At 53.2% G+C, this 13,603-nt stretch carries 12 protein-coding genes; 8 read left to right on the plus strand and 4 right to left on the minus strand.

The features are described 5' to 3' along the window. Window positions 1-278 precede the first annotated feature (278 nt). The 4 genes from ACI0FJ_RS15885 to ACI0FJ_RS15900 all read left to right on the plus strand — a co-directional run bounded on the left by ACI0FJ_RS15885 (window position 279) and on the right by ACI0FJ_RS15900 (window position 4,154). A complete protein-coding gene (locus ACI0FJ_RS15885; RefSeq protein WP_424304931.1) occupies window positions 279-1,178 on the plus strand; it encodes an FYVE zinc finger domain-containing protein in 900 nt (299 codons plus the stop codon). Between the two features lie 162 nt (window positions 1,179-1,340). Then, window positions 1,341-1,802, plus strand: a complete 462-nt coding sequence (locus ACI0FJ_RS15890) for a DUF6790 family protein (RefSeq protein ID WP_424304933.1) — start codon at window positions 1,341-1,343, stop codon at window positions 1,800-1,802. Between the two features lie 264 nt (window positions 1,803-2,066). Further along, on the plus strand, window positions 2,067-3,374 hold the full coding sequence (locus ACI0FJ_RS15895; protein ID WP_424304935.1) for a (Fe-S)-binding protein: 1,308 nt from the start codon (window positions 2,067-2,069) through the stop codon (window positions 3,372-3,374). A 132-nt stretch (window positions 3,375-3,506) separates the two neighbouring features. Next, window positions 3,507-4,154, plus strand: coding sequence for a hypothetical protein (locus tag ACI0FJ_RS15900; protein ID WP_424304937.1), 648 nt, complete (start codon window positions 3,507-3,509; stop codon window positions 4,152-4,154). Between the two features lie 256 nt (window positions 4,155-4,410). Here ACI0FJ_RS15900 and ACI0FJ_RS15905 read toward each other — a convergent pair whose 3' ends face one another. The 4 genes from ACI0FJ_RS15905 to ACI0FJ_RS15920 form a co-directional block, all read right to left on the minus strand. Continuing rightward, window positions 4,411-5,160: an SDR family NAD(P)-dependent oxidoreductase gene (locus ACI0FJ_RS15905; protein WP_424304939.1), complete on the minus strand. Its 750-nt coding sequence runs from the start codon at window positions 5,158-5,160 to the stop codon at window positions 4,411-4,413. A gap of 138 nt (window positions 5,161-5,298) precedes the next feature. Further along, complete coding sequence (locus ACI0FJ_RS15910; RefSeq protein ID WP_424304941.1) at window positions 5,299-7,179, minus strand: aryl-sulfate sulfotransferase; 1,881 nt, start codon at window positions 7,177-7,179, stop codon at window positions 5,299-5,301. Window positions 7,180-7,191: 12 nt separating this feature from the next. Beyond that, on the minus strand, window positions 7,192-7,500 hold the full coding sequence (locus ACI0FJ_RS15915) for a thioredoxin family protein (protein ID WP_424304943.1): 309 nt from the start codon (window positions 7,498-7,500) through the stop codon (window positions 7,192-7,194). Window positions 7,501-7,535: 35 nt separating this feature from the next. Then, a complete protein-coding gene (locus tag ACI0FJ_RS15920; RefSeq protein ID WP_424304945.1) occupies window positions 7,536-9,068 on the minus strand; it encodes an SLC13 family permease in 1,533 nt (510 codons plus the stop codon). Window positions 9,069-9,388: 320 nt separating this feature from the next. Here ACI0FJ_RS15920 and ACI0FJ_RS15925 point away from each other — a divergent pair, with 320 nt between their 5' ends. The 4 genes from ACI0FJ_RS15925 to serS all read left to right on the plus strand — a co-directional run bounded on the left by ACI0FJ_RS15925 (window position 9,389) and on the right by serS (window position 13,595). Then, window positions 9,389-10,078 carry a Crp/Fnr family transcriptional regulator gene (locus ACI0FJ_RS15925; protein ID WP_424304947.1) on the plus strand — a complete coding sequence of 230 codons (690 nt, stop codon included), beginning with the start codon at window positions 9,389-9,391 and terminating at the stop codon, window positions 10,076-10,078. Window positions 10,079-10,182: 104 nt separating this feature from the next. Next, complete coding sequence (locus ACI0FJ_RS15930) at window positions 10,183-10,458, plus strand: transposase (RefSeq protein WP_424306476.1); 276 nt, start codon at window positions 10,183-10,185, stop codon at window positions 10,456-10,458. 11 nt (window positions 10,459-10,469) lie between these two features. Then, window positions 10,470-11,336 carry an IS3 family transposase gene (locus ACI0FJ_RS15935; protein ID WP_424306474.1) on the plus strand — a complete coding sequence of 289 codons (867 nt, stop codon included), beginning with the start codon at window positions 10,470-10,472 and terminating at the stop codon, window positions 11,334-11,336. A gap of 975 nt (window positions 11,337-12,311) precedes the next feature. Next, the gene (gene serS, locus ACI0FJ_RS15940; RefSeq protein WP_424304949.1) at window positions 12,312-13,595 is read left to right on the plus strand and encodes a serine--tRNA ligase; all 1,284 of its coding nucleotides are present in this window, start codon (window positions 12,312-12,314) and stop codon (window positions 13,593-13,595) included. Window positions 13,596-13,603 lie beyond the last annotated feature (8 nt).

The following is a 13,603-nucleotide window of genomic DNA, read 5'->3' on the forward strand; positions in this document are numbered from 1 at the left end:
TTGCAGCAACGAAGTTATCGTGCTTTTGTAAGCAGCCTGAGCGGGGCGCTGCCCCGCACCCCGCCAGGAGGCGCTGCCTCTGGACTCCGCCAGGAGGCAACGGCCTCCTGGACCTGCGATTTTAAAAATAAGACCGGCCTTGGACGAAAGTCCAAGGCCGGTCTTGTCTTTTTGCGGTGGGTAAAACAAAGTTATGTCTAAATTAATATTTGCTGTTGGATATTGATCGTCGTGGTGGTAATTGGAATGTAATCCATTTCAACCGAACCGGAGATATCATGCCAGCCCTTACACCAGCCCAGCTCAATGCGTTTATGGCAATACCTTTGGGAGGGGAAAACAACTCCATACCGTATCCACAGGCCCAACGTGCCCAAAAAATTGCCGCGCCTTGCTGGAGCTGGGCACTGACCGGCGGAACCTGTCTGAACAACGAGGTCGCGAACGGTGCTCCCAAACTGTACGAGAACAATGCGCCGGTTAACCCCTGGACAGATGTTGCCCGTGCGGCAATCGATACGACAAACATCATTAACCACGCTTCCGAACCGACACTTGCGGCCGATTGGATCGCAGCACGGGATGAAGTCGGACCTCCATATCCCCTTCGGATTACCTTCATGGGCGACATGGTGCGGATTGCTGCCAGGGCGAACAACCTTACCCCATCTGCGGTCGCAACCAATTACAGGCTCCATGTTACGGCCCCGGACGCCGACTGGTACCACTGGCAGCACTGGGGAATATCCATTGTACATGGCGGTCATGAAAAATTTATTCAGACGGAGCCGAATACTTATATAAACTATGGCTTTGACAGATTGTGGGAAGCGAACAGGCTAGGTCATATCATGGCTTCGGCCTATCTTACCGAAATTTTGCCGGAGCATAAGCAGGGAATTGTTCTTGCCATAATGCAGCCGCCTGCTGGAGCGACCTGGGTTTCCGATAATGCGTCCGTAAATTGTCAGAGATGCGGCCATGCATTTGCGCGGCAGGGATTTTTGTGGGCTAAATCCGGAAAGCACCACTGCAGGCGGTGCGGCAGACTTGTGTGCCAAACATGTAGTTCACACACAACGCAAGTGCACAATCCCCTTCGTAGCGGGGGATGTTTTTCTGCAGGATTTCACATAACACGAGTCTGCGACGACTGCTATGCCCTGGCCACGGGGTAGGGCATCAAAGCGAAAGCCAAACCGACGCCCTTTCCCCCGCAGCCAAAGCATCATTCACCAAAGGGTGGCCGAAAGCATCCAAGATGTGCTAATACGAAGAAGAATATTCAGCTACGGCTGTGCGTACAGCCATGTACATTAACTTATTTTTTGGAGGCTACCATGTACGTCGCATATCTGGCCGTAGCCGCAGTTGTCGGCGCGCTTTTGCAGCTGTTGTTTGTCGGTGGCGGCTTTGCAGGCACTTTACTGGCCTGGTTTTTGGGGGTGCAGGTCGGTTTGGGCGGTATTTGGGCTTTTCTGGGCCACTATTTCAAATCCGCTGAAGTCGCCCGGTATATTGGCTGGCCTCCCGGCAGTCCCTTTCAAAAGGAAATTGCCTTTACCAATTTGGCCCTTGGCGTATGTGGCGTGCTGAGCTTTTTTATGCGCAACACAGCGTGGCAGAACGGTTTTTGGCTGGCCACCATTCTTTTTGCCACCGTCTTTCTGGTCGGTGCCTTTTCCGTCCATGTAAAGGAAAGAGAAAAGACCGGGAACACCAATCCGGGCAATGCCGGGCCGGTTTTTTTCGCCGACCTTCTTGTGCCCATTGCTCTTTGGGTGCTTTTTCTTGCCGCATAAGACAGTAGAGGTGCTGTCGATGCCAAGTATCTCATTTATCGATATAAATATTTTGACTTCTGTAGCAATAATGATGATTTTTCATATACGTGGAAAACTCATCTGCTTCGGTTGCTCCTCTTGCGCCAATTGGCTGGTCGTCGCTCCGGTCGCCCACTGATTTTCCCCTCCTGTCCGCTTCTTCCTTGACTCCACGTTGGTGGCGTCGGTTTTCCTGTCCGAACAGTTTCATGGAAGGACCGTATCTTTCCAAGGAGTCAGATCATGGCGGAACCCGCAATTCGCATCGAAGGCAGGCGGCAGGGGGCGTTTATGGACACGGTGATGGACATCCTGCCCCAGGGCGGGAACCTCAATTTGTGTCTTACCTGTGGACTGTGCGTGGCAGGCTGTCCGGCCACGGGGCTGGAAAATATGGACCCGCGCAAACTCCTGCGCATGGCCGCGCTGGGCATGGACGAAGAACTCATGGAAACGCCCTGGGCCTGGATGTGCACCATGTGCTTCCGCTGCATGCATGTCTGCCCCATGCAGGTCAACATCCCCATGCTGGTCTACGAGCTGCGCTCCCGCTGGCCGCGCGAGAAAAAGCCCAAGGGCATCATCGGCTCCTGCGACCAGGGGTTGCGTACCGAAGGCGCCAGTGCCGTGGGCATATCCAGCGAGGACTTCAAGTTCGTCATCGAGGACGTCTTGGAAGAGGTGCACGAGACCCAGCCGCGTTTCAAGGACCTGCAAGCTCCCATCAACAAGGAAGGAGCCTACTTTTTCTTTAATCAGAACTCCCGTGAACCGGTCAAGGAACCCGAGGAAATGATTCCCCAATGGAAAATCCTGCAGGCCGCGGGCGTGGACTGGACATACGGCACCTTGGGCTGGGGCGCGGAAAACTATTGCATGTTCGCGGCCGAGGATGACCATTGGCGCGAAATATTGGTCAAGCAGGTGGAAGGGGTGAAAAAGCTGGGCTGCTCCTCCTGGGTGAACATCGAGTGTGGCCATTCTTTCTACTCTGTCTGGGCCGGACTCAAGCGCTTCAATATCGACGCGGGTGTGGACTTCGACCACATCGTGCGCTGGTACGCCCGCTGGATACGCGAAGGCAAGCTCAAGCCCAGCTCGGACTGGAACAAGGACCTGCGTCTGCGTTTCACCGTGCAGGACCCGTGCATGGCCGTGCGCAAGTCTTTGGGCAATCCCTTTGCCGACGATCTGCGCTACGTGGTCAAGGCCTGCGTGGGCGAGGACAACTTCGTGGACATGTTTCCCAACAAGACCAACAACTATTGCTGTGGCGGAGGCGGCGGTTTCCTGCAATCCGGCTTCAAGGACGCCCGGCTTGCCTACGGTCGCATCAAGACCAACCAGATATTGGCAACCAAGGCCGATTATGTGGTCACCCCTTGTCACAACTGCCACGCCCAGATCGAGGAACTCTCGGAACATTATGAGGGCGGCTGGCACACCGTGCATCTCTGGACCATGCTCTGCCTCAGCCTCGGGCTGCTCGGACCGGAAGGAGAGCGCACCTATCTTGGCCCGGAACTCGCCGAGGTCTGGCTGTCGGAGTAAAAGACGAATAGAAATGTAATGTTACCTATTATTAGTTTGGTGTGTCTAATATGAATTAAAGTTTTGATCTCTCCTTGAATGAAGTATAAGTTCGGCTATATTGCTTATACTTTTAATGTGGAGAGGTGGTCCATGTCAGACATGCCAAATAATACTGTAAAGGTGTACATTTGGGACAGTGGAAAAAGTGGGCAATTGACGGGCTCTCATTTTCAACAGGCTAAAAAGGATCCTGAAACAGGTCACTGCGCCCTTGCGGTACAGGATAACCAAGGACAATTTAAGTATTTAAGTTGGTACCCTACCAGAGGTGTATTCTGGCCTAGTAGAGCTAGAATGCCCCCTGGATATGGGCGTCATAGATCCGTAATTCCAGTCGGGGGTGGGCATCGTTTGTTGTCTGATAAAGTTTTGAATGCTGGTGTACCTGCTCCCGGTACGCCCTTAGCGGCTATGCCAACAGAGTCAGCAAACAGAAAATATCGATTTTATGAGGCATTTAATTGCAATTTTATCGTTAACTTCATTGTTAACCTGGAGCTTGGATTGGCTAGAACTTCAGGGCTTGTTGGGGCAATGATGTATAATCTTTTGCTGCAGAATTGTTCGGCAACGGTCGCACATGCTCTTCGAACTGGTGGCGCAGATAATTGGACTCCATGGCCAGCCCATATCGTCTGGTCTCCTGGGTGGGTAAGAACTTATTGCGACGCCTTATACGATGCCATTAATGCTTTAGCTCATGGAAATATTTACGCTATTCGTGGGGTGAACCTATAGAGGTAAGTGGATTTGTCCAGCTTCTGCTTGCCTACGGGGCGTGCCGTATTTTTACAAACAGCGAGGTTCGATGGATTGTTTTGGGTATGCGGTTTTCTTCAACAACGTTTTAGAAAAAGAAAGAGAGGCGAGGGGGAAACCTCTTGAAAGAGGTTCTCCCCCTCGTGCTCCCCTTTCCAAAGACTTTTATAATTAAGGGGAGAATCGGCCGCCGGAGAATTTTTCTTTATAAAATCCGCCAGAATGGCGCCCGCAACTAGCTGGTTACGAAGAAGTTCTGCCCAGTGATGTTTTGGGCCAGGTCGGAGGACAGGTAACAAGCCATGTTGGCGATGTCCTCGATCTTCTGCGCCCGGCCCAATGCGAAGCCCATTTCAATGTCCTCAAAAACGTGTTGGGGATTCAGTTTGTCCGCTACCTGCACGTAGTCCTGCGACCACAGGCGGGTGTTCACCGCGCCGGGGGAAATGCAGTTGATGTTCAGGTTGAACTCGGCGTGTTCCTTGGCAATTGCATTGGTGAATGCGATAACGGCGGCTTTGGACGCGCTGTAATGGGCATAGGCGGGCATGGGCGAGGTCCCCACCATGGCGGCGATGTTGACGATCTTTCCGTGTTTTCGTTCGATCATCTGGGGGATGACCGCACGGGTTACCAGAAAGGTGCCGTACATGTTCACCTTGAAAACCGTGTCCAGATTTTCAAACGACATGTCTACAAGTTTCACCCGGTTGCTTACGCCCGCATTGTTGATCAAAATATCGATTTGTCCGAAATCGCGGCCAATGCGCTCCACGGCGGATTGCACGCTGCCTTCGTCCGTTACATCCATCCTGACGAATGCCGCCTCTTTCAGCGTTTCAAGAGTCCGCTGGGCGCGAGTTTCGTCCTGATCGGCAATGATGACCTCTGCGCCTTCCGCAGCGAACTGATGGGCAATGCCTTCACCGATCCCCCGGGCTCCTCCTGTGACGAGCACTCTCTTATTGCTCAGATTCAGTTCCATGACGCACTCCATATTTGTCGGCCCGGCCAGCGGTTGTACCCGCCGGACGGGCCGCGTTCTTTGTTCTGGGGCGGTTATACCGCTTTCAGCATTTCAGGTCACGCATGGCGGGCCATGCCCGCCATACTGCATACGATACTAGCAATAGATCGTAATGCCGGTCTGGTACATCTTGTCGTTGTAGATGACCTTGATTTCGTACTTGCCGCTCAGGCCGATCTTGCTGATGTTCATTTTAAGCTGGCGGTCGTCCTTTTCCAGGAATGCGCCGGAGCACATGGCCAGGTGGCTTACCGCAGCAGTGTTCAGGTAGTAGCCGCGGTTTTCTTTTTCTCCCGCCAAAACGACCATTGCCAGAGAACCGTGCTCGAACATGCCGTGGAAGACAAAGCGGTCTTCGTCTTCTTCAATGGCGATCTGGCGTTCGGAACTGGGCAGTTCGTTCACTTCTTCCACATCCGGAATGGTGTCGAAGGTGGGGGTTTCGTCCAGATTGCCTACAAGGCGGCCTTCGCCCAGCACGAGGTTTTCCCCGCCATGGTAAGGGGAGAGCTTTTCGCCCCGGTAGAAGTTGCCTTCCACGTCCATCTTGTACAGGACCACGCCGTCCTTTTCCTCCACCGTGGTGGAGTGCAGCTCTACGGACGGGTCTTTGGGATCCATAAATGCGCCCAGGCCGTCGGAGGCGTAGCCGTCCACGGCGGAGATGCCACCGGAGTGAATCATGTAGTGGCCTTCGTCGTAGTATTCGACGTTGCTGATATACGGGGAGAAGAACTGCTGTCCCAACTCCTTGCCGTACTGCCAGACCTGCTCGATCTCCATTTTGTCGGTATCGATGCGGTAGCGGACGCCACGAGAGAAGTTGTCGCGGTTTTTGATGTACTTTTCCTTGACCTTGGCGCGGTACTGGCCGTTGTCAAAGCACATGATGTCTCCGTCCGGGCAGACCACGCAGGCATGCTGCTCATACTGCCAGTCGAAGTTCTCCACATCGCCCACCGGAGTAAAAAAGTACTTGTCCACCATCTCCTGGGGCCAGCCTTCGGGATCGCCGATGATCCAGTTCAGCTTGCTGGTGTCGTAGTCGATGTTCACTACGGCGTCCTGGTGACGTCCGGACAGGGTGATGCTGTTGTTCTTCTTGTTGTACCACAGGGCATTGTTGTGGAACCAGTCGTGGGCGTCCTGGGAACCGGACCCGCCCACGTTCTGGGGCAGGAAGTCCTTGAAGTCCCAGGTGCGCAGCACTTCGCCGGTTTCGCGGTCCAACAGGGCAATCATGTCTTCCACCGTGCTGTTGCGGAAGTCCTGGGTAAGCGCCAGGATGTTGCCGTCTTCCATTTCCCAGTGGTCGTGGTGGTAGTTGCCGGGCATCCGGTATTCTTTGTAGATTTTACCTATCAGGCTCAGCTCCACAAGGCCGGTGGCATTGTAGGGCATGCGGCAGAACCGGGAGGAACCGGTCATGATATTGCCGTTGGCCAGACGTTTGATGTCGAACATGGTGTTGACGGTCAGCAGCCACCGGATATCGCCCTTGTAGTCGTAACCAGTGGGCAGGTTCTTGCCAGCCGGAGTCAGGAACATGATATTCGTGCCGAAATAATCCATGGAAGTCAGGATGTTCTTGCAGCGGCACACGTCTTTGGGCAGCTCTTCGCTTTGAATCTGGAAGGTTTTGCTCTGCCCGTCGGACAAGGCCACGGTGACCTTGGTTTCAATTCCCTCGTAGAGGCACAGCACCGGGATGACGTGGGATGTGGACTCGGCAAAGGTATGTGTGATGTCTTCACGGCTGTTGCGCTTGCCATGCACGGTCACTGTTGCCGTCACCTTCTTGTCCGTCTTGAACAGGATAAGGGCGGAAAGCGGGTTGATGATGTACGGGTTAACAACGATGTGGGCGTTGTCCAGGCAAGGCTTTTCCGCTTCAAAAGCTGTCAGAAAAGCTTTTTCCTTCCGATTTTGCTGCGTAATCAGATGATCTTCGCAGGTGTACGCGACTTTCTCACTCATGGTGCTGCTCCTTTACTTGATGTTTTCTATTTCTTTGATGATGGCGGGCTTTTGTTTCAGCCCTTCCAGGCGGCTCACTTCCTCGCCGTCCTTCATAAAAAGCATGGTCGGGAACCCTTTGACGCCGCAGCGTTCCTTGAGTTCCGCATTCTCATCAAAATCGATGGTGTAAATGGGAAAATCCGGGGTGTTCCTGTCTATGTCCTTGAGGACGAAAGCCAGCATTTTACATGGGCCGCAGGTCTTGGAGTAGAACTCCACGAGCATGGCGCCGGCTTTGTCCATGGCATCGTATTCCGCGGTGTTGATTTCTTTGATCATACCTTTTCTCCTGCCTCCTTCTGGTTCTCTCCGGCCTAGAAAATGACATTGGAGAGAGGAATTCCCACCACTATGAGAACCAGCACAACGAGCAGGGATGCATACGAGGCGTGGAGTGCCACATCCTTTTTGGAAATCCAGTCGGATTGATCGTAGAGCATGGCTGCAAAGGGGGAACCGGCCGGAGTGGCCGCCGCTATGAGCACTATGTAGAAAAAGCAGGCCAGAACCGGAGCGGGGTTGAAGCCGAACGCATTGGCAATGGCCAGAAGAACGGGGGAAAGCACAAGGCCCGCCACCACGGAGTTGAAAAAGTTGGTGATGATGATGCCCAGAAGAATGATGACCACGGAAAGGGTGAGTATTCCCAGGCCGGAAAGATGATCACGCAACATGTATTCCATAAAGATGGTGATGTTGGTGCCCTTGCTCGACATGGCGCCGCCCAGCAGAAAGGCCGTGGCAATGAGGAAAAAGGTCCGCCACGGATAAACTTTGCCGACTTCCTGAATTTCGGCCACGGGTTTGCCGTCCACCCGCAGAAACGTAACCAGGAAAATAATCAGAAGGGTGCCCCCCAGCGAGTTTTGCGCCATGAATGCTCCCAGAATATTGTCGTGCCCGATGATACCGGGCAGCAGAAGCCAGGCGGCATAAAAGGCGAACAGCCCGATGACGATCTTTTGCTGCGTCGAGAGAGGGGGAAGCTGGTCCTTGTTGATGGCCTTCATATCGACACGCTTCAGGGGGCTGACGTCCACCCGGAAGATAAAGCGCATGGACAGAAGGATTACGCCGATACATACAAAGGAAATGATGATGGCGAACAGCAGGTATGCCGCCAGGTTGATGGGCACAAACTGCAGGTCCGTAGCCTTTGTGGCAAGGTTTTGCAGGTTTGCCAGCAGGTAGAACGCTCCGCCCTTGATGGGGTCGCTGGCAAAGCTGAGCAATGCCATGATGACGATGTTGACCGTCATCATGGTGACGTATCTGTCACCTTTTTTGAATCCCACGTAGTCCAGGACGATATAAAGGACAGGCCACATAAGAAAGCAGGCTGTGGTCTGTTCCAGAAAGGCGACAAAATATGTGGCCAGCAGAATGGCTGCGGTAAAACGCCAGGGCCTTCCCTGCACGTAGGGGTGCGTCATGAACCAACGCGCCAGATAAACCGAGATGTTGCTTTTTACCAGCACCGAGGCAAACATGAAGAGGAAAAACATCATGACGACCATGGGATTGCCGAAGTATTGCTTCAAAACAGCAGGCATGGGAGCGTAATTGCTCATGCCAAGAAGCAGAATTCCGAGAAAACTTGGCCAGAGTGTGTCAACAAAGGTCCAGAGATAAACAACGCCGAGAAACAAGGTGATGACCGTCATTCCCATGGGAGTGACGGAAAGCAGAATTCCGCCGTCCACCTGGGGGAGTCCCATCTTGATAAGTCTGTCGGAGGACTCTACAATCATGGACGGAGGAGAAACCATGCGGCCGAAAAGCATGATTCCCAGGCCGATTAAAATGTGAATAATCTCACCAATCTGTATTTTTGTCTGCTTACCCATGCAACCCACCATACTGAGTTAAAATGTCCCTGTTTCAGGAAGATTATGCGCATTCGGCAGAAGAAGAATGTAGCCTGGACTAGTTTTGTGAAAAAAAACTCAAGCTATCTGCAATAGTGTTGTTGGCTTATTTCCTTTAAGTCTCCTCTGGGTGGGCGGGCTTAGGGAAATTTGCAACTATAAATAGACAAATGAGAACGAGACAGCAGGGGGACAGGTGTTTTTGGGGGCCTGTTCTTGGGGGGCCTGGCATTGGCAGCCGGGTACTATTTTGCGTACACTACGAAAACATGTTCTGAAAAAATACAAGGAAGGGCGAAATGACCTTTGCCATGGAGCGCGAGAGCATAGAAAAAATTCTTGAGCCGATTGCCATTGAAGTCACTCTGCCCAAGGACGCCCGGTTCGAGCGGCAGAACGTATATTATCTGAAGCAGGGCTTTGCCGCCCTGACGCACTTGACCCGCAATGGAGAGCAGAGTTCGTTTTTGTATTTCAAGGCGGGCATGCTGCTCAATTTTCTGCCGCCCATCATCATGGAAACGGGAATCGGCACCGACTTCACGGTCAAACGGTTTGCTTCGCTCGACCATGTTATTCTGGCAAAAAACAGGTGCACGGCCCTGTGCATGAATGGAAAGATTTTTCTCGACTATGTGGAAAAGAATCCACAGCTCTACAAATTGCTCTTACGCTCGGTCAGCGAAAATCTGATCAATGCTCTCGCTTTGTCCACAGACCTTTCCACCAAACCCGCCGGGGTGCGGGTCTGCCAGCTTCTCCTGGACTTCATGTACGAAGGGGAAAACGGCGAGCCCCCACAGATTCCGCGCTATCTTACCTACAACGAAATCGCCTTTTATCTGTCCATGCATGTGATCACCGTTACGAAAATATTCAAGGCCCTGAAACAAAACGGAATCATAACCAAAAAGGGCAGAATCACATTTGTTACCGACCGGGAGCAGCTGCTTGCCATTGGTGAAGGGCTGAAAGAACTCAAGTATTGAGATTTTGAGAAGAGGGGAGAGAGAAGAGATTGAAGTGCCCTATAGATGACGGACACGAACCGAGAGGTTACTGTTCGCTCCAACAGGAGAGCATAGTGGCACGTATGAGATATTCAAAAGATTTCAAGTTGTCAGCGGCAAAGCTTGTTGTCGAACAAGGGTATTCCTTTTCTGAGGTTGCACAGCAGCTTGGCTGTAGCGGCTGGTCAGTTCGTGATTGGGTTAGAAAGTATCGTGCAAGTGGCGAACTTTCTCCCAGAGAGGAAAGCACGTCAGCTGCCAGCGATTATGCCAAGCTGAGGGACGAGAATGCCCGCCTGCGCATGGAGAATGAAATTCTAAAAAAGGCAGCGGCGTACTTTGCAAAAGAGTCCCTGTAAAGTACGCGTGGATCGCAAAGCAAAGGGGACATTACCCGACGAAGGTTCTTTGCAAAGTTCTGTCCGTCAGCAGAAGCGGCTATTATGCGTGGGCAAGGCGAAAGCCCGGTAGACTGGCGTTGAAGCGGCAGCTGGTCCTTGCCGCAGCACAGAAGTCGTATCACGCCAGTAGGGGAATTTACGGCTATCGCAAGGTGCATATGGACGTCGTGGAGCAGGTTGGGTTTTGGTGTTGCCCGGAGACAGTGCGGCGGGTGCTGGCGGCTGCTGGACTGCAGTCCAAGTTGAAGCGAAAACATCGTTATCCCTGTCAAACTGGACCGAATCCGCCTGTGGCTGAAAACCATCTTTCACGACAGTTTTTAGCCTCGGCACCGAATCAGAAATGGGCGTCGGACATTACGTATATTCCGACACGAGAAGGCTGGCTGTATCTTGCTGTTACTCTGGACATGTTCTCCAGACGCGTGGTGGGTTGGGCAATGTCGGAACGCGTGGACTCACATCTCGCCTGCAAGGCTCTGACAATGGCCGTTAAATCCAGATCCCCCAAAGCGGGATTGCTCCATCACAGCGACCAAGGCTGTCAATACACCAGCGAACTGTATAGAAAAGCCCTGAGTCAAAATGGAATGGTTTGTAGCATGAGCCGCAGGGGAAACTGCTGGGACAATGCCGTTGCAGAAACGTTTTTCAGCAAGCTGAAAAGGGAATGGGTAAATTGGAGCAGGTACCAGACCCGCTCCGAAGCCAAACTGGATATCTTCATGTTCCTGGAAGGATTTTATAACAGGAAACGGCGGCATGCCGGAATCGGTTATAAAAGCCCGGTGGAATATGAAAACATCCACCAGGCTAAAAGTAACGTAGCGGACTAACCTCTCAGAGAATGTCCATTTTTTATATGGCACTTCAGATGCGAGGGGGCAACCTCTTGCAAGAGGTTCTCCCCCTCGCGCTCCCCCTTCCAGAAATTTTCAATATGTAATTGGGGGGATACTCAACGGCCTGAGACTCTTTTTCTGGAAGTGGGCAGAATAGCAGCCCGATGCACGGCATTGTAAAGGCAAAGAGCGAAAAGTTCTTGGCGTACGGTGTTACAATGAGGGAATAAAGCGAGTCATGGTGTCCCGTTGGCTTGTTTCCAGGTAGGGGCCAGGACAAATTTTGCCAGAAACAGTGGGGGAACCCGGCCAACGCGCCCGGTTCCCCCGGTTGTTTCCGGCACCTTCCCCTCCCCCTCCGGCACGAAGGGGCCGCAGGTATATTTCTGTATGGCTTTGCCGCCTCTTCGTACCAAGTCAGGTGAGGTAACGCCCTTGCGCCGTAGGTTTGTAAGCTGCATTTGCAACTGCTGCTGAGTCGCTACGCCACGCCAAAGAAAGGGGCGTGGCGAAATGGAGGCCATTGGTGATGTGAATTTGAAGGGCGTACGCGCGCTATTAAGAATTACCTGCTTCCATATTTTTTAAGGCCGAATATGAGTAAAAATTGGTTTTGAGGATAAGGCGTATTTTCTTTGTTTTTCATACAGCCAAAGCCCCAGGCCGTGTACGTTTCGGTTCGGGCAAGGCGCTACGGACTTTCGCGAGCGGGAAACGCAGAACATATTCCCCCTGATAAAAGTTTTAGGAAAAGGAATGGGGGTGTGGGGGAAGGGAAAGAACCCTTTTCCAAAAGGGTTTTTCTCTTCCCCCACTCTCTTTTTCCCTACAACCAGCAGCAACGCCGCCCCCGCCCTGATGGTCGCGAAAATCGCACGGCCACAATTCCCTTTTCGCCCCTTTATTCCCTCCCCTGTTTCGGTTACATGCTTGGGGAGTTGATACAAATTGCGAAGGAGAGCGTGGGATATGTTGGATATTAAATTTTTGCGTGGAAATCTTGAACTGGTTCGCCAGAGCATTGCCAACCGTGGTGGCAAGGTGGACCTCTCCGAATATGAAGCCTTGGACGCCAAGCGTCGCGAGATGATCCAGGAAGTGGAAACTTGCAAGATGCGGCGCAACGAGGCTTCCAAAGCCATTGCCCAGATCAAGCGCGAGGGCGGCGACGCGTCCGAAGCCATTGCCGAGCAGGCAGCCGTGGGCAAGACCATCAAGGAGCTGGACGAGCAGCTCAAGGTGGTGGACGAAAAAGTTCAGGAATTCCTGCTGGACATTCCCAACGTGCCGCACGAGTCCGTGCCCGTGGGCAAGGACGAGAACGACAACCCGGTTTCCTGGACCTGGGGCGAAAAGCCCGAGTTCTCCTTTGCGCCCAAGGAACATTGGGAGCTGGGCCAGGAGTTGGGCGGTCTGGATTTTGAGCGTGCAGCCAAGCTTTCCGGCAGCCGTTTTGCCGTAACCTATGGCGCCATTTCCAAGCTGGAACGCGCCCTGGCGACCTTCATGCTGGACGTGCAGACCGGTGAGAACGGATATTTCGAAGTGGCTCCTCCGGTTATCGTGAACAGCGACGCCTTGTACGGCACGGGCCAGTTGCCCAAGTTTGCCGAGGACCTGTTCAAGGTGGAGGGGCAGGAAGCGTACCTGATTCCCACTGCCGAGGTCCCTCTGACCAACCTGCACGCCAACGAGACCATTGACGGCGACCGGTTGCCCATCAGCTATTGCGCGCACACCCAGTGCTTCCGTTCCGAGGCCGGTTCCTACGGCAAGGACACCAAGGGCCTTATCCGCATGCACCAGTTCGGCAAGGTGGAGCTGGTACACTTTACCCGTCCCGAAGACTCCTTCGACCAGCTGGAAAAGCTGACCAAGAATGCGGAAAGCATTCTGCAGAAGCTGGGCCTGCACTACCGCGTGGTGACACTGTGCACCGGTGATCTGGGATTTTCCTCCACCAAGACCTACGATATCGAGGTCTGGCTGCCCGGCCAGGACAAGTACCGGGAAATTTCGTCCTGCTCCAATATGGTCGATTTCCAGGCGCGTCGTGCCGGAATCCGCTTCAAGGACAAGGGCCAGAAAAAGGCGCAGCTCTGCCATACGCTGAACGGTTCCGGCCTGGCCGTGGGCCGCTGCATGGTGGCGCTCATGGAAAACTACCAGCGCGAAGACGGCAGCATCGAGGTTCCCGAGGTGCTACGTCCCTACATGGGCATGGACGTTATCGAGCCCATGGAAAAGTTTTAGCGAAACCG

The organism is Desulfovibrio sp. 7SRBS1 (genome assembly GCF_049723905.1).
In the GTDB taxonomy this organism is placed as follows: Bacteria; Desulfobacterota; Desulfovibrionia; order Desulfovibrionales; family Desulfovibrionaceae.